Genomic DNA, 24229 nt, shown 5'->3' with positions numbered 1-24229 from the left:
CCGTCCGAGACCGGCGCTCGGCGGCTACGGCGGACCGCTGCCCGGGGCCCGACTACCGCCCCTGCAGAGAGGACAGGGCGCGCTGCGCCTCCGCGCCCCACGTGGCGAGGAGCACGCCGCGTCCTGCGGACGGGCGCGCGACGACGGAGCGCTGCTCGCCGGCCGCCGTGAGCACCGGCGACCCGGCCGCGCCCGTGCCGAGCGCGCACGGGAGGGAGGTCTGGCCGCCCGTGTCGTGCTGCGGCCGGCCGGCGCATGCCTCCAGCGTCGAGGCGACGGATCCGGCCTTCGGGTAGCCGAGGATCGCGAGGCGCGGCGCCTGACCGGTCGCCGGCACGAGGGGCGTCCCGAACACGGGCTCGGCGGCGCCCACCGAGGCCGCGAGCACCTCGCCCGCGGGGCCGGTGACGCGCGCGAAGCCCGCGTCGTCCGAGGCCCGGCCGGTCGTCGTCCACGACGAGGAGACCGCCGCGACGCGCACCGGCCAGATGCCGTGGGGCGCCGTGGCCCCCTGGGCTCCGGGGATGAAGGTGGCGAGGGTGGTGGCGGCGCCGGTGCGCCGGTCGACGAGGCAGTGGGCGGCGGTCGCGATGGCGTCGCCGCTCGGGGTGTCGACGACGCTCGCGGTGCAGGCCCGGTCGCGTCCGCCCGAGACGTAGAAGAGGACGCCGACGAACGGCTGGTCGGGGTGCGGGACCGGCGCGGCGCCCGGGGTGCCCGTGTCGTCCGACGCGGACATGGTCGAGGCCTGCGCCGCCGAGGCGGATCCGGCGATCGACGGCGCGTCGGCCGCGAGGGCGGCCGCGCGGGCGACGGGCGTCCAGTGCGCGGCCGCGGCGGCGCCGTCGGCGGATGCGGGGACGACGGTCGCGCCGGGCGCGGCGGCGGACGCGGCGGCGGACGCCGGGGACGGCACGGCGAGGCCGGCCGCGGCGAGACCGCCGACGAGCGCCAGCGCGGCGAACGCGTGACGCGATCGTCCGGCGGCGGCCGGGGTCTTGGCGCGGGTGGATCGCGGACGGATGCGCATGGTGTTCTTCCTCCAGGATCGGGCGGCTCGCGACGCTCCGCCGGGCGGTGCCCGTCGAGACGTGCCGTCGAGACGTGCCGTCGGGACGGGACGTCGGGACGGACGCCGCTCGCGGGAGGTCGCGCGGATGCCGGGACGCTATCGCCCGCGGCACCCTCGCCGTCGGCCGCGTCCCCAGGGCGGCCGCCGCGTCAGACGAGGACGGAGCGGTCCTCGACGTCGTGCTCGAGCCCGGCCGCCGGCGCGAGCCCGCGCCACGCGTCCTCGAGGATGTCGAGCGCGCGGTCGGTGGCGGCGGGCGGCGCCGTGATGGGGATCCGGAGGAACCGCTCGAACGCGCCGTCGTGCCCGAACCGGCTCCCGCCCGTGATCGCCAGGCCGCGCGCGCGGGCGGCGAGCGCGAGCTCCGTGCTCACGGGCGCGCCGATGCCGACCCACACCGCGAGCCCGCCGTCGACGTGCGGCACCTCCCAGCCGGGGAAGCGCCGGGCGAGCTCGGCCTCCACGTGGTCGCGGGTCTCGCGCAGGCGCGCGCGGCGCTCGGCGAGGATCCCGTCCATGCCGCCCAGCACGTCGGCCACCACGAGCTGCTCGAGCACGGGCGTGCCGAGGTCGCGGGCCGAGCGCGCGCGGACGAGCTCGCGGAGGAGGGGGCGGCCGGCGCGGATCCACCCGACGCGGAGCCCGCCCCACACCGTCTTGCCCACCGAGCCCACGAGCACCACCGCGCCCGGCGACCCGTGCACGGCGAGCGGCGGATGCGCGGTCGCCCGGTCGATGTCGAGCTCGGCCGTCGTCTCGTCCGCGACCACCGTCACCCCGTGCGCCTCGGCGAGCGCGACGATCCGCGCGCGCTGGTCCTCGGGCATGGTCCGGCCGGTGGGGTTGTGGAAGTCCGGCATGAGGTAGGCGAGCGCGGGCCGGGTGCGGCGGATCGTCTGCTCGAGCAGGTCCTCGTCCCAGCCGTCGGAGCCGACGCCCGCCCCGACGAGGCGCGCCCCCGCGTCGCGGAGGGCCTGGATCGCGTGCGGGTAGCTCGGCTGCTCGACGAGGGCCCGGTCGCCGCGGCGCACGAGCACGGAGGCGAGGAGCCCGATCGCGTGCTGCGCCCCCACGGTCACGAGCACCTCGTCGGCCTCGGTCGGCAGGCCGCGGGCGCGGTAGCGGGCCGCGATCGCCTCGCGCAGCTCGGGCAGCCCGTCCACGTCGTAGCCGTGCCCGTCGAGGTGCGCCGGGAGCCTGGCCGCCGCGCGCATCGCGGCCTCGGCGAGCGCGGGCGGCGCGGGCACGGCGGCGCGGCTCATGTCGGCCACCTCGCGTCCCTCCCCCTCGGCGTCGGGCGCGCGCCGCGGGATCCGCGTCACGCTGCCGGAGCCGCGCCGGCTCGCGAGGTGGCCGGTCGCACGGAGCGCCGCGTAGGCCGCCGCCACGGTCGTGCGGCTGAGCCCGAGCGCCGCGGCGAGCTCGCGCTCCGCGGGGAGGCGGGCCTCCACGGGCACGCGGCCGTCGAGCACGAGCCGGCGGATCCCGTCGGCGAGCGCCCGGTACGCCGGGGTCCCCGTCCGGTTCCACTCCCCCAGGAGCGCCGTGAGGGCGGCCGGGCCGAGCACGGCGGCAGGTGCGGATCCGGGGAGGGTCATGAGGCCACAGCCTGGCGATTGGCACCTTGTCCCGCAACCCGTGCCGCGATTGGATCTCCCTCATGCTCCGTCGCTCAGTCCAGTTCGCCGTCGGCATCTTCCTCTACGGCTTCGCCATCGGGATGATGCTCCAGGCCGCCGTCGGCGTGTCCCCCTGGGACGTCCTCAGCCAGGGGGTGACCCTCCGCACGGGCCTCCCCTTCGGTCTGGTGACGAACATCATCGGCGCGCTCGTGCTGCTCCTCTGGATCCCCATCCGCCAGCGCCCGGGCTGGGGCACCGTCCTCAACGTCCTCTTCGTGGGCTACAGCGCGCAGGTCGCGCTGGCGGTGGTGCCGGCGGTCGACGCGCTCTGGATCCGCATCCCGCTCTTCGCCGCGGGCCTCGTCCTGCTCGGCGTCGCGACGGGCCTATACATCGGCGCGCACTTCGGGCCGGGGCCGCGCGACGGGCTGATGACGGGGATCCACCGCCGCACCGGCTGGCCGGTCTGGCGCGTGCGCGTCGGGATCGAGCTGGTCGTGCTCACGATCGGCTGGGCGCTGGGCGGGAACGTGGGGCTCGGCACGCTCGCGTTCGCCCTGCTGATCGGCCCGATCGTCCAGCGCACGCTCCCCCTGTTCGACCTCCCCGTCCCCGTCCGCGAGCGGCGCCGGCGACGCGGCGACGACGCCTCCGCGGATCCGGCGGGCACCCTCCCGACGGGACCCGTCGCCACCGTCGGCTAGTCCGCGGCGCGACGCGGATCCAGCGGGGCCCCGGGCCGCGCCCGCGCCGTCGCGACCCGGGCATGTCGCGGGGTATCGTTGCCGCTCGTGACTCCGGACCCCCAGGCCCCCGAGAGCAGTCCCGCCAAGCGGCTGCTCATCGGCGAGAAGCTCGCCAGCGACAAGCTCGAGGGCCAGCTCCTCCCCAAGCACCTGGCCCTCCCCATCTTCGCGAGCGACCCGCTCAGCTCGGTGGCGTACGCGCCCCAGGAGCTGCTGCTCATCCTCACGCTCGGCGGGCTCGCGTTCCTGAGCTTCGCGCCGTGGGTCGCGGCGTGCGTCGTGATCCTGCTGGTCGTCGTCGTGCTCAGCTACCGGCAGCTCATCAAGGCCTACCCGTCGGGCGGCGGCGACTACGAGGTCGCGCACAAGAACCTCGGCGAGAAGGCGGGGCTCGTCGTCGCGTCGGCGCTCCTCGTCGACTACATCCTCACGGTCGCCGTCTCCGTCGCCTCGGGCGTCGACAACATCATCAGCGCGATCCCCGAGATCGCCCCGTTCCGCGTCGAGATCGCCGTGTTCTTCGTCGCGCTCCTGGCGGCGGTCAACCTCCGCGGCGTGCGCGAGTCGAGCAAGGCGTTCGCCGTGCCGACCTACCTCTTCATCGCCAGCGTCGGCGTGATGATCGCGGTAGGCCTCGCCCGCACCGCCCTCGGCGACCCGCCCGTCGCGGAGTCCGCCGCGTACACGGTCGACACCCCCAGCCTGTCGCAGGTGGCGTTCATCCTCCTGCTGCTCCGCGCGTTCTCCAGCGGCTGCTCCGCGCTCACGGGCGTCGAGGCCATCTCGAACGGCGTGCCGGCGTTCCGCACCCCCAAGGTCAAGAACGCGCAGGCGACCCTCGTCATCATGGGCGGCACCGCCATCGTCCTGTTCGTCGGCCTCACCACCCTCGCGCTCATCGCGCAGGTGCACTACGGCGAGCACCCGTGCGACCTCCGGGGCTGGGCCGAGTGCGCCACCGAGCCGCAGAAGAGCCTCATGGCGCAGGTCGCGGCGGCCACGTTCGGCGGCGGCAGCGTGATGTTCTACCTCCTGCAGGCGACCACGGCCGCGGTCCTCCTGCTCGCGGCCAACACGGCGTTCAACGGCTTCCCGCTGCTCGGATCCGTGCTCGCCAAGGACGCCTACGCCCCCAAGTCGCTGCTCACGCGCGGCGACCGCCTCGTCTACAGCAACGGCATGCTCCTGCTGGCGCTCGGGGCGACGCTCATCCTCGTCGTCTACCAGGCGAACCTCACGCAGCTGATCCAGCTCTACATCATCGGCGTCTTCGTCTCGTTCACCCTCGGCCAGACGGGCATGGTCGTGCACTGGACCCGCATGCTCCGCGAGGGCTGCGCGAACCGCGGCGAGGTGATCCGCGGCCTCGCCATCAACGCGTTCGGCGCGCTGCTCACCGCGCTGGTGCTCATCGTCGTCACCATCACCAAGTTCACGCACGGCGCCTGGCTCGTCTTCGCGATCATGCCGGTGCTGTTCCTCCTCATGCTCGGCGTGAACCGCTACTACCGCGACGTCGAGAAGGAGATCGAGGTCGATCCCGTCACGGTCTTCGGGTCCACGGGCGACCACGCGGTCGTGCTCGTCGGCCGGATGCAGAAGCCCGTGCTCAAGGCCCTCGACTACGCCATCGCGGCCAACCACGACAGCATCGAGGCGGTGCACGTCTCCGTCGACGACGAGGCCACGAGGCTGCTCGAGCGGCAGTGGGTCGAGATGGAGATCGAGATGCCGCTGCGCATCGTCGCCTCGCCGTACCGCGACATCAGCTTCCCGCTCATCAAGTACCTGAAGTCGCGTCGTGCCGAGCACGGCAGCGAGATCATCACGGTCTACACGCCCGTCTACATCGTCGGCCACTGGTGGGAGACGCTGCTGCACAACCACAAGGCCCGGCGGATCCGCCAGAAGCTGCTGCTCGTGCACGGCGTCACCCTGGCCCTCGTCCCGTGGCTGCTCGACTCGTCGGAGCTCATCTACGGCCGCCGGTCGCGGCCCGTGCCCGGCCAGGACCGACGCGGCGAGCCGGTGCGTCCCGCCGTGCGCCGACCGGGTCCCCCGGTCACGCCCGTGAAGCACACGAGCGGTCGCGAGACCCCGTAGCAGGGGCGCGCGTATAGCGCATCTGCCCACGAATAGTTAGGGGGCCCCCTTTTCGGCAGGGGGGCTATGCACTGCCCTCCTCTCGGAGTTGCGTGAGCCCCGCAGGGCCCGAGCCCTGCGGCAGCTCGAACACCACGAGAACCGAGAGGGAACCACATGTCGAACGACCTCACACCGGCGTCGCCCGCGAACGGCGGACACGCCTCCGACGACGCGTACGCGGCCGTCGTCCCGGCGTCCACCCTGGGCACGACCCCGAGCGCGGGCATCGGAACCGCGAGCAGCACCGGCACCGGCAGCAGCAGCACCAAGGACACCGCGAAGGAGCAGGCGGCCAACGTCGCCGGCGACGCGAAGGCCGGCACCCAGCACGTCGCCGGCGTCACCAAGGACGAGGCCTCGAAGGTCGCGTCCGAGGTCAAGTCGCAGGCGCAGGACCTCCTCGGCCAGACCCGGGACCAGCTCCGCGAGCAGACCGGCGTCCAGCAGGAGCGCGCCGCCGGCAGCCTCCGCACGCTCAGCGACGAGCTCCGCGAGATGGGCGACAAGTCAGAGAGCACCGGCCTCGCCAGCGAGCTCGTCTCGCAGGTCGCCCAGCGCGCCGGCAGCGCGGCCTCGTACCTCGAGGGCCGCGACCCCGGCACGCTCCTCCAGGACGTGACCGACTTCGCGCGACGCCGCCCGGGCCTGTTCGTCGGCCTCGCGGTCGTCGCCGGCGTCGCCGCCGGCCGGCTCACCCGCTCGCTCACGAGCGAGGCGCACGACCAGAAGGAGGCGGAGAAGTCGTCCGCCGCCACGGGAGCCGCCCCCACCACGACGACGGGCGCCGCCACGGGCTACGTCACGCCCGCGGTCCCCACCCCGAGCGCCTCGGTGCCCACCGAGCTCAGCGCCGACGAGCCGATCGGCGTCGGACCGTACGACGCCCCGGCGACGGACGCGTCCACGCCGCTCTACGACCGCACGCGCGCCACCGACCCGCTGACCGAGACCTTCGGCACGGGCGAGCGCGCCGACGGATCCCGCGCATGACCGACGGACGCACCCCGTCCGAGGAGAAGGCCGCGACCACCAGCCTCGGCGACCTCCTCGGGAACGTCACGAAGGACGTCTCCACGCTCATGCGGCAGGAGATCGCCCTCGCCAAGGCGGAGATCGGCGACTCGGCCAAGAAGGCCGGGAAGGGCGCCGGCCTCCTGGGCGGCGCCGGGTACGCGGGGCTGATGGCCGTGTTCTTCCTGTCCGTCGCCCTGATGTACGGGCTCGCCTACTGGTTCGACAACCTGGCCTGGGCCGCGGTCGTCGTGGCCGTGATCTGGGCCGTCATCGGCCTGGTCATGTACCTGCAGGGCCGCAAGCAGCTGAAGACCGTGCAGGGAGCCCCCCGCACGGCCGACAGCGTCAAGAAGATCCCCGAAGCGATGAAGAGGAACGAGGCAGACCGATGAGCGACAACCCCGACCGGATCCGTGCGGACATCGAGCGCACGCGGAACGAGCTGAGCATCGACGTGGACGCGGTGGCCGACAAGGTCACCCCCGCGAAGGTGGCCCAGCGCCAGACCGACAAGGTGCGCGGCGCCCTGTCGAACGTCAAGGACAGCGTCCTCGGCTCCGCGAGCGACGCCCGCGACAGCGTGGGCGACGCCGTCTCCGGCACCGCGGGCGGCGCGAAGGCGAAGGCCAAGGGCAACCCCGTCGGCCTCGGCCTCGTGGCGTTCGGCGCCGGCCTCCTCATCGCCTCGCTGATCCCGGCGAGCGACAAGGAGAAGGAGCTCGCCTCGACCGTCAAGGACAAGGCGCAGCCCCTCGTCGAGAAGGCGACCGATGCGGCGAAGGACGTCGCGTCCGAGCTGAAGGAGCCCGCGCAGCAGGCCGCGCAGTCGGTCGCGAGCACCGCGAGCGACTCGGCCGAGACCGTCCGGTCCGAGGCGCAGTCCACCGCGCAGGACGTCACGAGCAGCGCCCAGGACGCCAAGCAGGCCGTCCAGGACGAAGCTCGCGGCTGATCCACCGCACGAGGAGGGGAGCCGGCCCGTCGGGTCGGCTCCCCTCCGTCGTCGGCGCCACGCGCCGTTCGTGTCCTCGAAATGGAGGACACGCCTGTACAGTTGTTAGTGCACGAACTCTTTCCCCCGGGAGCTCGTGCGACTCGACCGGAACGCGCGGTGCCCCGATGACGGTGCACCGCGCGCCGGTCGGACGGCATCCGGACCGACCCGTGAGGTCCGGATCGACGCGGGGGTCCGCGTCGTGAGTACCCGCGAAGGACGCCGGGCCCCCGTGTCCCCCGTCCGCAGGCGGATCCGCGGCCTCAGCCCAGCGCCGCGACGACCTGCCGGGCCACGCGCCGACCCGCGCGGTTCGCCCCGATCGTGGACGCCTGCGGACCGTAGCCCGCGAGGAACACCCGCGGATCCCGGGCGGACACCCCGGACTCGACGCGCACCCCGCCCTCCTTCTCGCGGAGGCCGAGCGGCGCCAGGTGCCGGATCTCCGGCCGGAAGCCGGTGGCCCAGATCACCGCGTCGACCTGGTCGCGACCGCCGTCGGCCCAGACCACGCCGTCCTCCTCGAAGCGCGCGATGGCGCCCCCGCTCGCGAGCACGCCGCGGCGGATCCCCGCGACGATGCGCCGGGTGCGCGGCACGCCCGTCCCGCTGACGATGCTCGGCAGCGCCTCGCCCGCCCGCGCCGCCTGGTCCTGGAGGTCGACCGCGCGGACCGCGGCCTCGACGTCGAGCTCGCCCGCCTCGAGGAAGTCGACGGGACGCCGGGTCGACCACATCGTCCGCGCCGCGACGCCCTCGAGCTCCAGCAGGAAGCCGATGGCGGAGGTGCCGCCGCCCACGACGAGGACGCGCAGGCCCCGGAGGTCCGCCGCCGCCCGGTAGCCCGAGGTGTGCAGCTGCCGCCCGCGGAAGTCGCCGAGGCCCGGGTAGCTGGGGATGAAGGGCGCGCCCCAGGTGCCGGTGGCGTTGACGACGAGGCGCGCGACGCGGTCCCCGTCGGTCGCGCGCACGAGGAGCGGACGCGCCGCGTCGGACGGGTGGGCGGCCCGACGGCGCGATGCGGCGGGCGGCGGCGCGTCGGCGTCGAGCACCGCGCGCACCTCGACCGGCCGCGCGACGCGCAGGTCGAAGTGCTCCTCGTACCTGGCGTAGTGGTCGCGCACCACGTCGCGCGCGGGGAGGCGCCGGTCGGCGGTCTCGAACGAGATGCCCATCTGGGACATGCCGGGCAGGTCGGCGACCCGGTGCGCGGATCCGAGGCGGAGCGCCGCCCACCTGTGCTGCCACGCGCCGCCCGTCGACGGCCCGCGGTCGAGCACGACGGCGTCCGTCCCCATGCGGAGCCCGAGGCGCTGCAGGTGGTACGCGACGGAGAGGCCGGCCTGCCCGGCACCGATGACCACGACCTGGGTCTCAGCGGGTTCGCGGCTCATGGGAGGACCAGGCTAGCGCCCGCCGCCGCGTGGATCCCCCGCGTCGGGACGACCACGTACGATGCCGGTGGCACCTCCCGTCGGGGAGGACACGCCCGGGACGCCGAAGGCCACATGTTAGGGTAGCCCCTAGGTTTTCTCCAACCCTGTCCGCTGGATCCAGCGTTGTCACCGCCCGTCGGGGCCTGAGTCGTGAGGGGGTCTCGCATGGGGCGCGGCCGTCAAAAAGCTAAGCACACCAAGATCGCGCGAGAGCTGAAGTCGTTCAGTCCCAATGTGGACTACACGCAGCTGGAGCGCGAGCTGACCACCCACGGGGCGGTCGACGAGCAGTACGCGGCCGAGGCCGCGAAGTGGGACGAGTACGCCGACGAGCCGGACGCCTACGTCCCGGGCGACGAGCAGAAGCGCGCCTGATCCGGTCGCCGGCCGAGGCCGGCGCTGAAACGGACCCGTCTCCTGGTGAGGCGGGTCCGTTCACGTGCGCCCGGCGGTCGGCGACGCGACGTCGGCCGGTCGCCGGAGCGGCGGACCGCTGACGCCGGAGCGGGATCAGTCGCGATAGCGGCCCGTGAGGCGCACGGCCCCGCCGTCGACGCCCTTCGCGCCCTGCTCGAAGCCGGCGCCCGCGGGGGCGTCGCCGATCGTCACGCGCCCGGCCTTCCACGTGGGGATGCCCGACGCCGTGAGCGCGCGCGCGATGCCGTCGGCCGCGGCGGCGTCGACCACCGCGATCATGCCCACGCCCAGGTTCCAGGTGCCCTCGGCGCTCTCGAGCGTGGATCCCGCGATGCCGGCCAGCGCGCGGAAGACCGCGGGCGGCGACCACGTGGAGCGCTCGAGCTCGCTGAAGGACCCGCGGGGCAGCACGCGCGCGAGGTTGGCCGCGATGCCGCCCCCGGTGACGTGGCTCAGGGAGTGGACGCCCGGGCCGAGCTCGGGCTGCGCCAGCACGTCGAGCAGCGGGGTCGTGTAGAGGCGCGTCGGCTCGAGGAGCACCTCGCCGACGAGGCCGCCGAGCTCCGCCGACGTGTCGCCGAAGCCGATGCCGGCGACGCCGAGGATGTGGCGGACGAGCGAGAAGCCGTTGCTGTGCAGGCCGCTGGACGCCAGGGCGAGCACGACGTCGCCGTCGCGGACGCGCTCGGATCCGAGCACGGAGTCGGCCTCGACCGCGCCGATCGCGGCGCCGGCGACGTCGTAGTCGTCGGGCCCGAGGAGGCCGGGGTGCTCGGCCGTCTCGCCGCCGACGAGCGCGGTGCCGGTGTCCGAGCACGCGCGCGCGATGCCGGCGACGATGTCGGCGATGCGCGCGGGGACGACCTTGCCGCAGGCGATGTAGTCGGTCATGAAGAGGGGACGCGCGCCCACCACGACGATGTCGTCGACCACCATGCCGACGAGGTCCTGGCCGATGGTGTCGTGCTTGTCGATCGCCTGCGCGATGGCGACCTTGGTGCCGACGCCGTCCGTGGAGGTCGCGAGCAGCGGGTGGCGGAACCGCGTGAGGGCGCTCGCGTCGAACAGCCCCGCGAATCCGCCGAAGCCGCCGATGACCTCGGGGCCGTGCGTGCGGGAGACGGCCTCCTTCATCAGCTGGACCGCGAGATCGCCGGCCTCCGTATCGACGCCGGCCTCTGCATAGGAGCTCTTGGTGGTCACCTGAGACACAGTAGCGGCCGGGCGCGTCGCTCCCGTGTGGGAGACTGGCGACTCCCCCACCTCTTCTACTCTTCAGGAGTCAGCCGAAGCATGTGCGGCATCGTCGGCGTCGTATCGTCCGAACCCGTCAACCAACTCGTCTACGACAGCCTCCTGCTCCTGCAGCACCGCGGTCAGGACTCCACCGGCATCGCCACGGCCGAGGGCAACACCTTCCACGTAAAGAAGCTCAGCGGCCAGGTGCGCGAGGCGTTCCGCACCCGCGACATGCGCTCGCTCCTCGGCACCATGGGCCTCGGCCACGTGCGCTACGCGACGCGGGGCAGCGCCGCCGACGAGGACGAGGCGCAGCCGTTCTACGTGAACGCGCCCTACGGCATCGTCCTGGTGCACAACGGCAACCTCACGAACACGCGGGAGCTCGCGCAGGAGCTCTTCCACGTGGATCGCCGCCACACCAACACGAGCTCCGACACCGAGCTGCTCGTCAACGTCCTCGCGCACGAGCTGCAGTCGCAGGTGTCCGGCATGGCGCTGGATCCCGACCAGGTGTTCACCGCCGTCGAGCGCGTCCACGAGCGCGTCGAGGGGTCGTACGCCTCCATCGCCATGATCGCCGGGCACGGGATGCTCGCGTTCCGCGACCCGTTCGGGATCCGCCCGCTCACCCTCGGCCGCCGCGAGCTCCAGGGCGGCCGGATGGAGTGGGTCGTGGCGAGCGAGTCGCTCGTCATGGAGTCGCTCGGCTACGAGATCGTGCGCGACGTCGCGCCCGGCGAGGCCGTGTTCATCACCATGGACGGCCAGATGCACGCGCGCCAGTGCCACCCGACGCCGCGCCTCATCCCCTGCGCCTTCGAGTTCGTCTACCTCGCGCGCCCCGACTCGGTCATGTCCGGCATCAGCGTCTACGACGCGCGCCTGCGCATGGGCAACCGGCTCGCGGCCACCATCGCGGAGCACAGCCCGGCGGGCGACATCGACGTGGTCATGCCCATCCCGGACTCGTCACGGCCGTCGGCCATGCAGGTCGCGCAGACGCTCGGGATCGAGTATCGCGAGGGGTTCTACAAGAACCGCTACGTGGGCCGGACGTTCATCATGCCGGGGCAGGCGCAGCGCAAGAAGTCGGTGCGCCAGAAGCTCAACGCGATGAGCTCGGAGTTCCGGGGCAAGAACATCCTCATCGTCGACGACTCCATCGTGCGCGGCACGACGAGCCGCGAGATCGTCGACATGGCCCGGCAGGCCGGCGCCAACAAGGTGACGTTCACGTCGGCCGCTCCCCCGGTGCGCTACCCGCACGTGTACGGGATCAACATGCCGTCGCGGCAGGAGCTCATCGCGCACGGGCGGAAGATCCCCGAGATCGCGACCGAGCTCGGCGCCGACCACCTCATCTACCAGGAGGTGGCGGACATGCGCGACGCGATCCTGGAGGGATCCACCGGCGTGGAGGACCTCGAGATGAGCTGCTTCACGGGCGAGTACATCACGGGCGACGTGACGCCCGAGTACCTGTCGTGGCTGGAGCGCACGCAGCTCAGCTGATCCCGGGCGTCGGCGGGCGCGGGAGCCGGATCAGGCGCCGGGCTCGCCGCGCTCGCGCTCGGCCGTGAGGACCCGCGAGCGGCGCGACGCCGCGCGGTCGAGCGCCAGCGCCAGGAGCGCGGCCAGGCCGCCGAAGAGCACGACCGCGAACAGCGCGAGGAACGCCAGCACCTGCGCCTCGGAGAACTCCGGGTTCGGCGGGAACGTGACCGTGAGGACCATCGCCACGATGATCCCGAGCACGGCACCGACCCCCATGAAGCGGAAGTAGCGGGGCGACCGCCGCACGAGGACCTCGGTGCGGCGCTCGTCGTCGGGCTGGGATCGGGCGTCGGTCATGCGTCCATCATCCCCCGAGCCGCGGACAGCCGGCGAACCGCGAGCGCCGACGGCCCGTGGACGACCGCCGGCCGGACGCTCAGCGGTCCGCGGGGAGCTGCCACGGCACGGGCAGCAGGCCGCGGAGGTCCGCGCGGAGCCCGGACGCGCGCACGGCACCCGCCTCGACTCCCGCGTCCCACGTGGTGCCGCCCGTGGCGAGCGCTATCCAGGTGGCCGGGTCCGTCTCGATGACGTTCGGCGGCGTGCCGCGCGTGTGGCCCGGGCCCTCGATGCACTGGACGGCGCCGAACGGCGGGACGCGGACCTCGACGGTGCCGCCGGGCGCGAGATCCGCCAGCGACTGCAGGAGGAAGCGCACGGCCGTGGCCCGGGTCTCGCGGTCGGCGTCGGCGCCCTGGGCGAGCGCGGCCCGCACGGCGGGCTGTCCGACGGTCGGGTGGATGCGCGCCTTGGCCATCGTCCCAGGATGCCAGAGCGCGCGGCGCTCGGGCTCCCGGCAGGGGTCGCGCACCCCTCCTAATGGGGCGTCGCGCACGGTCCGCATTTAGGGGGACATCCATTACCGTGTATGGAAGTGCCGGACGGTGACACGACCCGCCGAGCACGACAGGACGTCCTCCCTCCCGTCGCCTCCCCGGGCGCCGGGAGGTCGGGACGACGCGCCCCCCGGCGGACCCGAAGAACGCCGGGCGAGGCAGGGAGCCGACCCACCCCGTTCCCGCGGAGGGTCGGCCTCCCGCCCTCCTCGCCTCCTCCCCCGAGGCCGGATGCGGCGTTCCCCCGGGACCGTTCCCGGTGCCCGGGGCGACGGGGTCCGCGTCGATAGGGTGGGGGCGTGAAGATCCTGGTACTCGGTTCCGGTGCGCGCGAGCACGCCATCGTCACGGCCCTGCTCCGGGAGGACGCCGGGCACGACATCGTCGCCGCCCCCGGCAACGCGGGGCTGGCGCGCGCGGTGCCCGTCGTCGCGATGGACATCGACGACCCGGTCGTCGTCGCCGAGCACGCGCTCGCGGAGGGCTTCGAGCTGGTCGTCGTGGGACCGGAGGCGCCGCTCGTCGCCGGGGTCGCCGACGCGCTCCGCACCCGCGGGATCCCCGTGTTCGGGCCGGGCCGCGCCGCCGCGGCGCTCGAGGGATCCAAGACGTTCGCCAAGCGCATCATGGAGGAGGCGGGCGTGCCCACCGGCCGTGCCGCCCAGGCCGGCACGGTCGACGAGGTCGAGGCCGCCCTCGACGAGTACGGCGCCCCCTACGTCATCAAGGCCGACGGCCTCGCCGCGGGCAAGGGCGTGCTGGTCACGGCCGACCGCTCGCGCGCCCTGGAGCACGCGCGCCACTACCTGGGCCAGGGCACCGTGCTCGTCGAGGAGTTCCTCGCCGGGCAGGAGGTGTCGCTGTTCCTCCTCTCCGACGGGCACGACGTGCTCCCCCTCTCGCCCGCGCAGGACTACAAGCGCCTCGGCGACGGGGACGCGGGGCCGAACACCGGGGGCATGGGCGCGTACTCGCCGCTGCCGTGGCTGCCCGCGGGCTTCGTCGACGAGGTCATCGACACCATCGCGCTGCCCACCGTGCGGAAGCTCGCCGAGGAGCAGACGCCGTTCATCGGGCTGCTGTACTGCGGGCTCATCCTCACCGCGGACGGCATCCGGGTCATCGAGTTCAACGCGCGCTTCGGGGATCCGGAGACGCAGGTCGTGCTGCCCCGCCTCGTCACGCCGCTGTCGCAGCTGCTGCTGGCCGCCGCGTCCGGCGAGCTCGGCGGCATGCCGCGACCGGAGTTCTCGGACGACGTGGCCGTCACGGTCGTCGTCGCGAGCGAGGGCTACCCGGAGTCGCCGCGGACCGGGCGCGTCATCTCGGGCCTCGAGGAGGCCGAGCGCGTCGCGGGCGTCAGCGTCGCGCACGCCGCGACCGCGGAGTCCGACGCCGGCCTCGTCGCCACGGGCGGCCGCGTGCTCAGCGTCGTCGCCACGGGGCGCGGCTTCGAGGAGGCGAGATCCCGGGTCTACGAGGCGGTGGGGCTGATCGGCCTCGACGGGTCGCAGCACCGCACCGACATCGCCGCGCAGGTGATCCGATGAGCGCCGCCGTCCCCGCCGGCCACGCCTCGGAGTGGGACCTCCCCGGCTGGGACCACGCCTACTCGGGCAAGGTCCGCGAGCTGTTCAGCCCCGCGGTCGACGACACCGAGGATCGCGCGCTCGAGGGCGAGCCGCACGTGCTGGTCGTCGCGACCGATCGGGTGAGCGCGTACGACTTCGCGCTCGAGCCGGGCATCCCCGGCAAGGGCGAGCTCCTCACGCAGCTGAGCCTCTGGTGGTTCGACCGGCTGGATGTGCCGAACCACCTGGTCGACGGCGCCACCCTCGACCGCATCGGCATCCCCGACGAGGTCCAGGGGCGCGCCATGCTCTGCCGGGTGCTGGAGATGCTCCCGATCGAGTGCGTGGTGCGCGGGTACCTGGCCGGATCCGGCTGGGAGGAGTACCGCGAGCACGGCACCGTGTGCGGCATCCCGCTCCCCGCGGGGCTGCAGCAGGGCGACCGCCTGCCCGAGCCGATCTACACCCCCGCCTGGAAGGCGCCGCAGGGCGAGCACGACGAGAACATCACGTTCGCGCGCACCGAGGAGCTCGTGGGGCACGAGGAGGCGGCGCGGCTGCGCGACCTGTCGCTCGACGTCTACCGGCGCGCGTCGGCCATCGCCGAGGAGCGCGGCGTGATCCTCGCGGACACCAAGTTCGAGTTCGGCATCGACCCGCGCACGGGCGTCACGACGCTGGCCGACGAGGTGCTCACGAGCGACTCGTCCAGGTACTGGGACGCCGAGGCGTACGCGACCGGCAACCGCACGGACAGCTTCGACAAGCAGATCGTGCGGGACTGGCTGGCGGCGAACTGGGATCGCACGGGCACGCCGCCGGTGCTGCCGCCCGAGATCGTGGAGCGGACGGCCGAGCGGTACCGCGAGCTGATCGCGCGGCTCACCGGGCGGTAGGCGCGCCCGACGGGCGTGCGCCCGGCACCCGCGGCCGCTGCCCGTCAGAGGTGGTCGTAGCCGCGCACGACGCGGTCGATGGCGACCTCGGCGACGTCGCGGGCGTCCTCGTCGGGGAGCGCGTCGATGGCGCCCTCGATGTCCTGGCCGCCCATGCGGAGGACGGCGAGCCGCTCGAACTCCTCGACCGCCTCCGGGGCGGGCTGGTCGGACCGCTCGGGTCCCCCCGTCGTCGGCTCGTCGGCGTGCTGGTCGGTGCGGTCGTCCATGTTCGGTCCCCTCGGTCGTCCGTGGTCGGTGCGGATCGCGCCCCGGTCCTGCCGTCAGGGTCCCACACCCGCGTGACCGGGTGATCCGAGGAGACAAGGGTGCCATGATGCGCCGCCGCACCGCGCGGCGGGATCCACCGGCCGGCTCCGCGGAGGCGCCTCCGACCGCGCCGGGGCAGTCGGCCGCGGACGCTTGTAGGTTCGGAGGAGGACCGGGCCCCGCCCGGTAGACCCCTCGACGAACTGGCGCCCCTCCACGTGACATCCGCTCCCCTGCCCGGCTCCCCCTCCGACGCGACCGTCCCGGCGCGCGTCCGTCTCGCATCCGGTGCGGTCCCGCCGGGCGAGGACGCCGGCGGGCCCGCGGTCCTGCGCGTCCGGGAGGCGCTCCCGGCGACGCCCATGGGGGCGGGCTGGTCGACGGAGCGGGCGCTCGCCCTCGCGGTGGAGCTCGGCGCCGGCGGGGCGCGACCCGGCGGCGGCGGCACGACCGACCTGTGGGAGGCCCTCGCGACGCTCGCCGCCGCCGACCTCGGGCTCGCGCGCACGGTGGAGCCGCACCTCGACGCGCTCGCCATCCTCGACCAGGAGCGCGCCGCCGCGGGAGCGACCGGGAGCGCCGACGCAGCGGCCGGTGCCGACGCGGGCGGCGCGGCGATGACGTGGGGCGTGTTCGCGGCGGAGGGGGGCGGGGATCCGCTCACGGCCGTCGACGGACCCGACGGGGTGCTGCTCACGGGCACCAAGCCGTGGTGCTCGCTCGCCGGGTCGCTGACGCACGCGCTCATCACCGCCGCCGTCGACGACGGCTCGCGCGGGCTCTTCGCGGTGGACCTGCGGCAGCCCGGGGTCGAGGTCGTGCCCGGTGCCTGGGTCGCCCGCGGGCTGACGGAGGTGCCGAGCGGCCCGCTGCGCCTGCGCGACGTGCCGGCGCGACGCGTCGGGGAGCCGGGCTGGTACCTGGATCGGCCGGGCTTCCACTGGGGCGGGATCGGGGTCGCGGCCTGCTGGTACGGCGGCGCCGTCGGGCTGGCGCGCACGCTGCTGCGCGCGGCCTCCCGCGAAGGGGCCGACCGCCTCCTCCTCATGCACCTGGGCGCCGTGGACGCGGTGCTCGACGGGGCCCGGGCGTCGCTCGCCGAGGCCGCGGCGCTCGTCGACGACGGCCACGCCGAGGGCGAGGCCGGGCGGCTGCTCGCGAAGCGCGTGCGCGCCGTCGTCGCGCGGGCCGTGGAGGAGACGCTCGCGCACGTGGCGCACGCCCTCGGGCCGGCGCCGCTCGCGCAGGACGCGGATCACGCCAAGCGCGTCGCCGACCTCGAGCTGTACGTGCGGCAGCACCACGCGGAGCGGGACGACGCCTCGCTCGGCGGGGCGCTCGCGGAGGAGGCGCGGCGGCGGGCGGCGGCGGCCGCGGAGGCCGCCGCGCCCGCCCCGGTCGCGGATCCCGCCGCCCCCGCGCGCGTGGCCTTCGACGCGCGCGAGCCGGGGAACGACGCGGACGCGTGGCCCGCGGATCCGCGCTGGGACCGGATGCCCGCGCCCGACATCGACGGGATGTCCGCGCTCGTCGTGGTCTCCGCGCACGCCGACGACGAGTCGATCGGCGCCGCCGGTCTGATGGCGACGGCGGCCGCGCGCGGCGTGCCCGTGACCCTCGTGATCGTGACGGACGGGGCCGCCTCGCACCCCGGATCCCCCACCCGCACGCCCGCCGACCTCGTGGCGCTCCGCCGCGACGAGGCCCGCGCCGCCCTCGACGCCGTCGCGCCCGACGCGCGGCTCGTGCTCCTCGGCCACCCCGACGGCGGGGTCCGCGAGCGCCGCGACGCCGTGCGGGACGACCTCGCCGTCGTGCTCGCGGGATCCGCTCCGGGCACGTGGGTCGCGGCGCCCTGGCGCGGCGACGGGCACCGCGACCACCGCGTCACGGGAGAGGTCGTCGCCGAGCTGGTGGCGGACGCGGCCGGCCCGGGGATCCGGCTGGTCGAGTACCCCGTGTGGATGTGGCACTGGGCGACGCCCGACGACCCGCGCGTGCCGTGGGCCGCGATGCGCGCGCTGCCCCTCGGCCCGGCCGCCCGGGAGGCGAAGCGCGCCGCGATCCGCGCGCACGCGAGCCAGGTGCAGCCGCTCTCCGACGACCCCGCCGACCGCGCCGTGCTCCAGCCCGGCTTCCTCCGGCACGCGGACGCCGACCGGGAGGTCCTGATCCTCGCGGAGGAGCCCGCCCCGCCCGCCACCGCCGACGCCACCGCCACCGCCGCCGAGCGCTTCGACGCCGCGTACGCGAAGGACGAGGACCCGTGGCGCGTCACGACCCGCTGGTACGAGCGGCGCAAGCGGCTCGCCACGCTCGCGGCCCTGCCCGACGAGCGCTACGGACGGGCGCTGGAGATCGGCTGCTCCATCGGCGTGACGACGGCGGGGCTCGCCGAGCGCGTCGACGACCTGCTGGCGGTGGACGTCGCGCCGACCGCCGTCGAGCGTGCCCGGGCGCGCCTCGCGGACGCGCCGCACGTGCGCGTCGAGGTGCGCGACGTCGGCGCCGACTGGCCCGCGGGCGCGTTCGACCTCGTCGTGATGAGCGAGGTCGGCTACTACCTCGACGACGACGCGCTCGACCGCGTGCTCGCCGCCCTGCCCGACGCGCTCGGCGCCGCGGGCACGCTCGTCGCCTGCCACTGGCGGCACCCGGAGGGCGACTTCCGCCGGTCGGGCGACGAGGTGCACGCGCGGCTGGCCGCGGTGCCGGGGCTGACGCGCATCCTGCGCCACGAGGAGGACGACTTCCTGCTCGAGGTGCTGTCGGCGGATCCGCGCTCGGTCGCCGTCCGGACGGGGCTGCGGTGACGAGCGCGTCGGCCGCGGCCGCCGGCGTCGAGGAGCCGGCGCGGCGGATCCGCGCGGTCGCCGTCGTCATCCCCGCGCGCGACGAGGAGGAGCTCGTGGGCCGCTGCCTCGCATCCGTGGAGGCCGCCGCCGAGCGCGCCCGGGCCGACGGGATCCACGTGCGCGTGATCCTCGTGGCCGACGACTGCCGCGACGGCACGGCCGGCATCGCGCGGGCCGCGGGCGTGGAGGTCATCGAGACCGCGGACGGCCGCGTCGGCGCCGCACGCGCACGCGGGGTCGACGCCGCCCTGGCCGCCGCGGCCGGGTCGGCCGACGAGCTGTGGATCGCGTGCACGGACGCGGACTCCGAGGTGCCGCCCGCGTGGATCACGAGCCAGCTGGAGCTCGCCGACGCGGGAGCGGACGTGGTCGTCGGCACCGTGCGGCCCGAGCTCGCGGACCTCAGCCCGGAGCAGGTCGCGGCCTGGCGCGCCACGCGCGTGCCCGGTCAGGCGAACGGCCACGTGCACGGCGCGAACCTCGGGATCCGCGGCGACGCCTACCTCGCGGCCGGCGGCTTCCCGGCGGTGGCGGAGCACGAGGACGTGGACCTGGTCGCGCGGCTGCGTGCCCGCGGCGCGAGCGTCGCGGCGTCCGCGGCGGGCGAAGTGCTCACCTCGAGCCGCCGCGAGGGCCGCACGCCCGGCGGCTACGCGGGGTACCTGCACGTGTCGCTGCTGGAGCGGGCGCGGGCCGCGGGCTCCGGCAGCCCGTGCATCCCGGCGGGCTGACGCGACCGGTCGGGCGTCGACCGCCGGACGGACGGACGACAGCGCGCTCCCCGCACCGATGCGTCCCGGCGGTCGCGCCCGGCGCACTAGCCCCGGTCGACCTCCATGGAGCGCGCCCCGGGCGCGCGCCCGCGATCCGCCCGCAGCGCCGCCCACCGCCGGTGCGCGAGCACGTGCAGGACGACGGAGACCGCCGCCACCACCGCGAGCGCCCCGGCGAGGAGCCACAGGCCGGGGTCGCCGACCGCGACCGCCGCCACCGCGCTGACGACGGCAGCGACCCCCAGCCCGATGCCCACCGCGAGGAGCCCGTTCGTCGGGCCCTCCCCCGGCCGGGCGACGGGACGCTCGGGGGCGCGCTCCCACGTGACGATGAAGAAGGTCGCGATGGGGCCGAGGAGGAGGGAGACGAGGAACCAGGTCCACCTCGACCGGTTCTTCTGCTCGGCGAGCCCGGCGTTGACGAGCGCGAGGGCGAGCCAGCCCCAGGAGCCGATCCACTGCTGATCCATGCCCCGACGCTAGGGCACGCGCTGCGGCACGGCTATTTCCCCACCCGCTCCACTACCCTCGGTGCATGCACAGAACCGCGCGGGAGCCCGCTCCCGACAGCCACAGTCCCGGCGCCCGGACGACCCCGGGCACGCCCCGCACCCTCCGCGCCATCGCTCCCCTCCGCGGGATCCGCGCTATCCGCGCCCTCCGCCCCACCGGCGCCCGCCCGACCGGCACCCGCTCGTGAACGGCGACCTCCTCCTCAACATCGTCCTGGTCGTCGTCTTCGTCCTCATCGGCGGGGTGTTCGCCGCCACCGAGATGGCGCTCGTCACCCTCCGCGAGGGCCAGCTGAACGCCCTCGCCGCGCGCGGCCGCCGCGGTGAGAAGGTCGCCGCCCTCGCGCGGAACCCCAACACCTTCCTCGCGGCGGTGCAGATCGGCGTCACGGTCGCCGGCTTCGCGTCGGCCGCGTACGGCGCCTCGTCGATCGCGCCGTCCGTGGTCCCGCTGTTCGTCTCGTGGGGCCTGGAACCGGGCCTCGCCTCGACCATCGCCACCCTGGCGCTCACGCTCGTGATCGCCTACCTCTCGCTCGTGCTCGGCGAGCTCGCGCCCAAGCGCCTCGCGATCCAGCGCAACGCGGGCTTCGCGTACGGCGTCGCGCCGGTGCTCAACGGCTTCGCGATCCTCATGCGGCCCGTGATCTGGCTGCTCTCCGTCTCGACGAACCTCGTGGTCCGCCTCCTCGGCGGCGATCCGCACAAGACGGGCGAGGAGATGAGCGAGGAGGAGCTCCGCGACATCGTCTCCAGCCACGAGGGCCTGCCGGACGACGAGCGCCGGATCCTCGACGACGTGCTCTCCCTCCGCCACCGCCAGCTCAGCGAGGTGATGAAGCCGCGACCGGAGATCGCCGCGCTCGACGGCACCGGCACGGTCCGCGACGCGGGGATCGACGTGCAGGACCGGCCGTACTCGCGCTACCCGGTGGTCGACAAGACCATCGACGACGTCATCGGCTTCGTGCACGTGCGCGACCTGTACCAGGCGATCGCGGCGGATCCGGAGCGCCCCGTCTCCGAGATCCTGCGCCCGATCCCGTACCTCCCGGCGACCGCGCGCGTGCTGCCGACGCTCACGATGATGCGCGCCGAGGGCCACCAGATCGCCGTGATCGTGGACGAGTACGGCGGCACGGACGGCATCGTCACGCTCGAGGACCTCGTGGAGGAGGTCGTCGGCGAGATCTTCGACGAGTACGACACCGACTCCGCCGAACGCGAGCTGGGTGCCGAGGGCGGCACGATCGACGGCCGCCTCAACTTCCAGGACTTCGAGGAGGCGACGGGCGTCAAGCTCCCCGACTCCGCGTCCGACACGGTCGCGGGCTTCGTGATCGAGGAGCTCGGGCGGCTCGCGCAGGTCGGCGACTCGGTCGAGGTCGACGGCGTGACCCTCCAGGTGACGGCGCTCGACCGGCGGCGGATCTCGGAGATCCTCGTCATCCCGCGCGAGGAGCCGGCGACGGAGGACGCGGAGACGCCGACGTCCTAGCGGGCCGACCGGCTTCCGCGTCGCGGGTCAGGGCAGCGGGATCACGCGGTCCGGCACGGTCCGCCCGCCGACCTCGGCCCGACCGTCGGGGAGCAGGCGCGTGACCAGCTCGCTGCCGCGGCCCTGCGTGATGCGCAGGTCGCGGCCGAGGTGCGCGGTGACCCGCAGGGCGGCGGCCCCGGTCGCCTCGTCCTCGGGGATGCCGAGCGCGGGAGCGGACATGCGCGAGCGGATCCAGCCGGCCGCCTCGTCGATCCACGCCCACGCGTAGAGGTGGTCGGCGCCCGCATCGGCGACGGCCGCCACGAGGTCGAGCGTGGCCAGCTCCGCGGCGGAGGGCAGCTCGCGCCAGGCGAAGACGGGCGCCCACGCCGGGTCGGCGGTCACGCGCACGACGTCCGCGTCGCGGGTCACGGCCACGAGTCCGGCGGGCACCCGCAGGTGGTCGACCGGCAGCCCGCGCGACGCCAGCCACCAGGCCGTGCCGACGGTCGGGTGCCCCGCGAAGGGCAGCTCGCGGGCGGGCGTGAGGATGCGGATCGAGGCCCCGAGCGGATCCGCGCCCGGCGCGTCCACCGCGTCCACGAACACGGTCTCGCTGAAGCCGAGGGCCTGCGCGACCGCCAGCTCCCGGCCGTCCGTGCGCGGCGAGGCGAGCACGATCCCCAGCTCGTTGCCGTGCCGACCGTCCGCGTCCGCGAAGACGCGCACCACGTGGACCTCGTCCGGCCGCACGCCGTCGAGCACGACCGGCGGGATCCGCGTCACAGCTTCGCGTAGCGCGCGCGGGCGCCGCAGTACAGGCCGTAGGCGATGAGGCCGAGGCCGGTGATCGCGAGCACGGCGACGCCCGCAGGGAGCGCCGCGAGCGCCTGGAGCGCGCCGTCGAGGCCGGTGGCGCGGCTCGGGTCGGCCGTCACGGCGCCGACGACGAACAGCACGCCGACCGCGACGAGCGCGACGCCCTTGGCGATGTAGCCCGCGACGCCGAGCGCGGTGATCCCGCGACCGAGCGAGCCCGACGGCACGGAGATGTCCTCCTGGAAGCGCTTCGTCGCGCCCTTGAACCCGAAGTAGACGCCGACCGCGACGACGGCGAGGCCGAGGACCACGAGCAGGGCCACGCCGCCCGGCGCCGCGAGCAGGCGGGCGCTGAGTGACTGCGTCTGCTCGGACGAGTCGCTGGATCCGCCCGTCGCGAACCGCAGCGCGGTGGCGGCGATCGCGAGGTAGGCGACGGCGTTGCCGAGCTCCTTCGCGCGCGCCGCCCAGGTGCGCTTCGCGTCCTCGCCGCGCGCGAGCACGGTCTCGACGAGCTGCCAGAGGCCGAGGCCCAGGAGGCCGACCACGATGATCCAGAGCAGCACGCGGCCGCCGGGCGACCCCGCGATGGAGCCGAGCGCGCCGGACTGATCGGCCTCGCCGCCGCCGCCCGTGGCGAGGCGGAACGCGATCACGCCGATGAGGAGGTGCAGCAGGCCGTTGACCGCGTGCCCGAGGCGCGCGGCGACCGCGAAGCCGGGCTTCCGCTGGAGGCTCGACGCGGCGCCGGTGGCGCTCACCGGGCGGCGCGCGTGGTGGTGGCGGGACGGCCCGTGAGCTTCGCGGTGAGGCCGCGCGCCGCCTTCTTCACGGGTTCGAGGGGCGCGGGTGCCGGCGGCTCGGGCTCCTCCTCGTCCGGCTCCATCACGATCTTCCACGCGGTCCACGCGACGGCCGTGAGCGGCACCGAGAGGATCGCGCCGATGATGCCGCCGAGGATCGTGCCGGCGGTCAGGGCCAGCAGCACGACGAGGCCGTGCAGCTTGAGCGCGTTGCCGAGCACGACCGGCTGCAGCAGGTTGCCCTCGAGCTGGTTCACGAGGATCACGATGGCGATGACCCAGATCGCGGTGCCGAGGTCGTTGGTCACGAGCGCGACGAGCGCCGCGAGGATGCCCGCGACGGTCGCGCCCACGATGGGCACGAACGCGCCGATGAAGACGATGAGCGACAGCGGCAGCGCGAGCGGCACGCCCAGGATGAAGAGGCCGGCGCCGATGAACACGGTGTCGACGAGCGCGACCGTCGCCGTGCCGCGGATGTACCCGCCGAGCACCTTCGAGCCCTCGTGGCCCACGCGCACGGCGCGCTTGCGGCCGCGGCCGCGGAACGGGCGGATGAGGAAGGCCCAGATCTGCGGCCCGTCCTTGACGAAGAAGAAGAACACGACGAGCCCGAGCACCGCGCCCGTGACGACCTCGGCGGCGGCCGAGACGCCCGCGATGGCGCCCGATCCGAACTGGCTGCTGGTGAGGAAGTCCACGGCCGACTGGCGGAGCGAGTCGATCTGCCCCGAGTCGATGGGGAGGCCGCCCTCCTCGATGAACGACTGCAGCTGGTCGATGCCCTCGCTGGTGGCCTTCACGAGCGTCGGCCACTGGCTCTGCACGCCGAAGACGACGGCCGTGATCGCGCCGCCGAAGAGCACGAGGCCCGTGAGCAGCGCGATGGCCGCGGCGAGCGCGTCGGGGAGGCCGCGGCGCTCCATCCAGAGCACCATCGGGCGCACGGCGCAGGCGAGGATCAGCGCGATGATCACGGGGATCACGACGAGCTTGAGCGAGATGGCGGCGTACACGATCGCGATGGCGACCACGAGGACCGCCAGGATCTGCACGCAGCGGATGGAGAGGCGGCCGAGCTTGTCCTGCCAGACGGACTGCGGGGTGGTCATGCGGTCAACCCTACGGGCGGG

General features: G+C 74.8%; 23 protein-coding genes. 12 read left to right on the top strand and 11 right to left on the bottom strand.

What is annotated here, in order from left to right:
- Nucleotides 1-52 precede the first annotated feature (52 nt).
- Nucleotides 53-1030: a trypsin-like serine peptidase gene (locus AES38_RS03280; protein WP_053773769.1), complete on the bottom strand. Its 978-nt coding sequence runs from the start codon at nt 1028-1030 to the stop codon at nt 53-55.
- A gap of 191 nt (nt 1031-1221) precedes the next feature.
- Nucleotides 1222-2670 (bottom strand): MocR-like transcription factor YczR, encoded by a 1449-nt coding sequence (yczR, locus tag AES38_RS03275; RefSeq protein WP_053773768.1) that lies wholly within the window; start codon nt 2668-2670, stop codon nt 1222-1224.
- A gap of 62 nt (nt 2671-2732) precedes the next feature.
- On the opposite strand from yczR, the gene yczE reads away from it, so the two are divergent.
- The 5 genes from yczE to AES38_RS03250 all read left to right on the top strand — a co-directional run bounded on the left by yczE (nt 2733) and on the right by AES38_RS03250 (nt 7551).
- Nucleotides 2733-3398, top strand: coding sequence for a membrane protein YczE (gene yczE / locus AES38_RS03270; RefSeq protein ID WP_053773767.1), 666 nt, complete (start codon nt 2733-2735; stop codon nt 3396-3398).
- An 87-nt stretch (nt 3399-3485) separates the two neighbouring features.
- Nucleotides 3486-5543 carry an APC family permease gene (locus AES38_RS03265; protein WP_053775641.1) on the top strand — a complete coding sequence of 686 codons (2058 nt, stop codon included), beginning with the start codon at nt 3486-3488 and terminating at the stop codon, nt 5541-5543.
- A 156-nt stretch (nt 5544-5699) separates the two neighbouring features.
- Nucleotides 5700-6575 carry a hypothetical protein gene (locus tag AES38_RS03260; RefSeq protein ID WP_053773766.1) on the top strand — a complete coding sequence of 292 codons (876 nt, stop codon included), beginning with the start codon at nt 5700-5702 and terminating at the stop codon, nt 6573-6575.
- The gene (locus tag AES38_RS03255; RefSeq protein ID WP_053773765.1) at nt 6572-6991 is read left to right on the top strand and encodes a phage holin family protein; all 420 of its coding nucleotides are present in this window, start codon (nt 6572-6574) and stop codon (nt 6989-6991) included. Before AES38_RS03260 ends, AES38_RS03255 begins: the two co-directional genes overlap by 4 nt.
- The gene (locus AES38_RS03250) at nt 6988-7551 is read left to right on the top strand and encodes a DUF3618 domain-containing protein (RefSeq protein ID WP_053773764.1); all 564 of its coding nucleotides are present in this window, start codon (nt 6988-6990) and stop codon (nt 7549-7551) included. The genes AES38_RS03255 and AES38_RS03250 overlap by 4 nt, the downstream gene beginning before the upstream one ends.
- Before the next feature lie 305 nt (nt 7552-7856).
- On the opposite strand, the gene AES38_RS03245 is transcribed toward AES38_RS03250, so the two are convergent.
- Nucleotides 7857-8987, bottom strand: coding sequence for an FAD-dependent oxidoreductase (locus AES38_RS03245; protein WP_053773763.1), 1131 nt, complete (start codon nt 8985-8987; stop codon nt 7857-7859).
- 207 nt (nt 8988-9194) lie between these two features.
- On the opposite strand from AES38_RS03245, the gene AES38_RS03240 reads away from it, so the two are divergent.
- Entirely contained in the window at nt 9195-9404 is a 210-nt protein-coding gene (locus AES38_RS03240; RefSeq protein ID WP_012037444.1) for a DUF3073 domain-containing protein, read from the top strand.
- A 135-nt stretch (nt 9405-9539) separates the two neighbouring features.
- On the opposite strand, the gene purM is transcribed toward AES38_RS03240, so the two are convergent.
- A complete protein-coding gene (gene purM / locus AES38_RS03235; protein ID WP_053773762.1) occupies nt 9540-10649 on the bottom strand; it encodes a phosphoribosylformylglycinamidine cyclo-ligase in 1110 nt (369 codons plus the stop codon).
- Between the two features lie 90 nt (nt 10650-10739).
- Between purM and purF the strand changes: the two genes are divergently transcribed.
- Nucleotides 10740-12200, top strand: coding sequence for an amidophosphoribosyltransferase (purF, locus tag AES38_RS03230; RefSeq protein ID WP_053773761.1), 1461 nt, complete (start codon nt 10740-10742; stop codon nt 12198-12200).
- A gap of 30 nt (nt 12201-12230) precedes the next feature.
- Here the strand turns inward: purF and AES38_RS03225 are convergent, their stop codons facing one another.
- Nucleotides 12231-12539 (bottom strand): hypothetical protein, encoded by a 309-nt coding sequence (locus tag AES38_RS03225; protein WP_053773760.1) that lies wholly within the window; start codon nt 12537-12539, stop codon nt 12231-12233.
- Nucleotides 12540-12618: 79 nt separating this feature from the next.
- Nucleotides 12619-12999: a sterol carrier family protein gene (locus AES38_RS03220; RefSeq protein ID WP_043674252.1), complete on the bottom strand. Its 381-nt coding sequence runs from the start codon at nt 12997-12999 to the stop codon at nt 12619-12621.
- Nucleotides 13000-13377: 378 nt separating this feature from the next.
- On the opposite strand from AES38_RS03220, the gene purD reads away from it, so the two are divergent.
- A complete protein-coding gene (gene purD, locus AES38_RS03215) occupies nt 13378-14628 on the top strand; it encodes a phosphoribosylamine--glycine ligase (RefSeq protein ID WP_053773759.1) in 1251 nt (416 codons plus the stop codon).
- On the top strand, nt 14625-15545 hold the full coding sequence (locus AES38_RS03210) for a phosphoribosylaminoimidazolesuccinocarboxamide synthase (protein ID WP_053773758.1): 921 nt from the start codon (nt 14625-14627) through the stop codon (nt 15543-15545). Before purD ends, AES38_RS03210 begins: the two co-directional genes overlap by 4 nt.
- 44 nt (nt 15546-15589) lie before the next feature.
- On the opposite strand, the gene AES38_RS03205 is transcribed toward AES38_RS03210, so the two are convergent.
- Nucleotides 15590-15814, bottom strand: coding sequence for a hypothetical protein (locus AES38_RS03205; protein ID WP_053773757.1), 225 nt, complete (start codon nt 15812-15814; stop codon nt 15590-15592).
- A 258-nt stretch (nt 15815-16072) separates the two neighbouring features.
- Between AES38_RS03205 and AES38_RS03200 the strand changes: the two genes are divergently transcribed.
- Nucleotides 16073-18667, top strand: coding sequence for a PIG-L family deacetylase (locus tag AES38_RS03200; RefSeq protein WP_072174605.1), 2595 nt, complete (start codon nt 16073-16075; stop codon nt 18665-18667).
- A complete protein-coding gene (locus AES38_RS03195) occupies nt 18664-19440 on the top strand; it encodes a glycosyltransferase family 2 protein (RefSeq protein ID WP_053773755.1) in 777 nt (258 codons plus the stop codon). The genes AES38_RS03200 and AES38_RS03195 overlap by 4 nt, the downstream gene beginning before the upstream one ends.
- An 86-nt stretch (nt 19441-19526) precedes the next feature.
- On the opposite strand, the gene AES38_RS03190 is transcribed toward AES38_RS03195, so the two are convergent.
- Nucleotides 19527-19952, bottom strand: a complete 426-nt coding sequence (locus tag AES38_RS03190) for a hypothetical protein (RefSeq protein ID WP_053773754.1) — start codon at nt 19950-19952, stop codon at nt 19527-19529.
- 226 nt (nt 19953-20178) lie between these two features.
- Here AES38_RS03190 and AES38_RS03185 point away from each other — a divergent pair, with 226 nt between their 5' ends.
- Nucleotides 20179-21492 (top strand): hemolysin family protein, encoded by a 1314-nt coding sequence (locus AES38_RS03185; protein ID WP_053773753.1) that lies wholly within the window; start codon nt 20179-20181, stop codon nt 21490-21492.
- 27 nt (nt 21493-21519) lie between these two features.
- Here the strand turns inward: AES38_RS03185 and AES38_RS03180 are convergent, their stop codons facing one another.
- The 3 genes from AES38_RS03180 to AES38_RS03170 are packed head-to-tail and all read right to left on the bottom strand — an operon-like array spanning nt 21520 to nt 24208.
- On the bottom strand, nt 21520-22260 hold the full coding sequence (locus AES38_RS03180) for a PhzF family phenazine biosynthesis protein (protein ID WP_244629222.1): 741 nt from the start codon (nt 22258-22260) through the stop codon (nt 21520-21522).
- Nucleotides 22257-23054 carry a DUF1206 domain-containing protein gene (locus AES38_RS03175; RefSeq protein WP_053773752.1) on the bottom strand — a complete coding sequence of 266 codons (798 nt, stop codon included), beginning with the start codon at nt 23052-23054 and terminating at the stop codon, nt 22257-22259. The genes AES38_RS03180 and AES38_RS03175 overlap by 4 nt, the downstream gene beginning before the upstream one ends.
- Entirely contained in the window at nt 23051-24208 is a 1158-nt protein-coding gene (locus tag AES38_RS03170) for an AI-2E family transporter (RefSeq protein ID WP_053773751.1), read from the bottom strand. Before AES38_RS03170 ends, AES38_RS03175 begins: the two co-directional genes overlap by 4 nt.
- Nucleotides 24209-24229: the final 21 nt, after the last annotated feature.

The organism is Clavibacter capsici, assembly GCF_001280205.1.
In the GTDB taxonomy this organism is placed as follows: Bacteria; Actinomycetota; Actinomycetes; order Actinomycetales; family Microbacteriaceae; genus Clavibacter; species Clavibacter capsici.
This window is presented reverse-complemented; position numbering and strand designations above follow the sequence as displayed.

Excerpts from the sequence above, each read along its gene's own strand:
- AES38_RS03170 (WP_053773751.1), bottom strand. The coding sequence starts at position 24,208 with ATGACCACCCCGCAGTCCGTCTGGCAGGACAAGCTCGGCCGCCTCTCC.
- yczR (WP_053773768.1), bottom strand. The coding sequence starts at position 2,670 with ATGACCCTCCCCGGATCCGCACCTGCCGCCGTGCTCGGCCCGGCCGCC.
- AES38_RS03205 (WP_053773757.1), bottom strand. The coding sequence starts at position 15,814 with ATGGACGACCGCACCGACCAGCACGCCGACGAGCCGACGACGGGGGGA.
- AES38_RS03225 (WP_053773760.1), bottom strand. The coding sequence starts at position 12,539 with ATGACCGACGCCCGATCCCAGCCCGACGACGAGCGCCGCACCGAGGTC.
- AES38_RS03220 (WP_043674252.1), bottom strand. The coding sequence starts at position 12,999 with ATGGCCAAGGCGCGCATCCACCCGACCGTCGGACAGCCCGCCGTGCGG.
- AES38_RS03190 (WP_053773754.1), bottom strand. The coding sequence starts at position 19,952 with ATGGATCAGCAGTGGATCGGCTCCTGGGGCTGGCTCGCCCTCGCGCTC.
- yczE (WP_053773767.1), top strand. The coding sequence starts at position 2,733 with ATGCTCCGTCGCTCAGTCCAGTTCGCCGTCGGCATCTTCCTCTACGGC.
- purF (WP_053773761.1), top strand. The coding sequence starts at position 10,740 with ATGTGCGGCATCGTCGGCGTCGTATCGTCCGAACCCGTCAACCAACTC.
- AES38_RS03250 (WP_053773764.1), top strand. The coding sequence starts at position 6,988 with ATGAGCGACAACCCCGACCGGATCCGTGCGGACATCGAGCGCACGCGG.
- AES38_RS03240 (WP_012037444.1), top strand. The coding sequence starts at position 9,195 with ATGGGGCGCGGCCGTCAAAAAGCTAAGCACACCAAGATCGCGCGAGAG.
- AES38_RS03255 (WP_053773765.1), top strand. The coding sequence starts at position 6,572 with ATGACCGACGGACGCACCCCGTCCGAGGAGAAGGCCGCGACCACCAGC.
- AES38_RS03260 (WP_053773766.1), top strand. The coding sequence starts at position 5,700 with ATGTCGAACGACCTCACACCGGCGTCGCCCGCGAACGGCGGACACGCC.
- AES38_RS03210 (WP_053773758.1), top strand. The coding sequence starts at position 14,625 with ATGAGCGCCGCCGTCCCCGCCGGCCACGCCTCGGAGTGGGACCTCCCC.
- AES38_RS03245 (WP_053773763.1), bottom strand. The coding sequence starts at position 8,987 with ATGAGCCGCGAACCCGCTGAGACCCAGGTCGTGGTCATCGGTGCCGGG.
- AES38_RS03280 (WP_053773769.1), bottom strand. The coding sequence starts at position 1,030 with ATGCGCATCCGTCCGCGATCCACCCGCGCCAAGACCCCGGCCGCCGCC.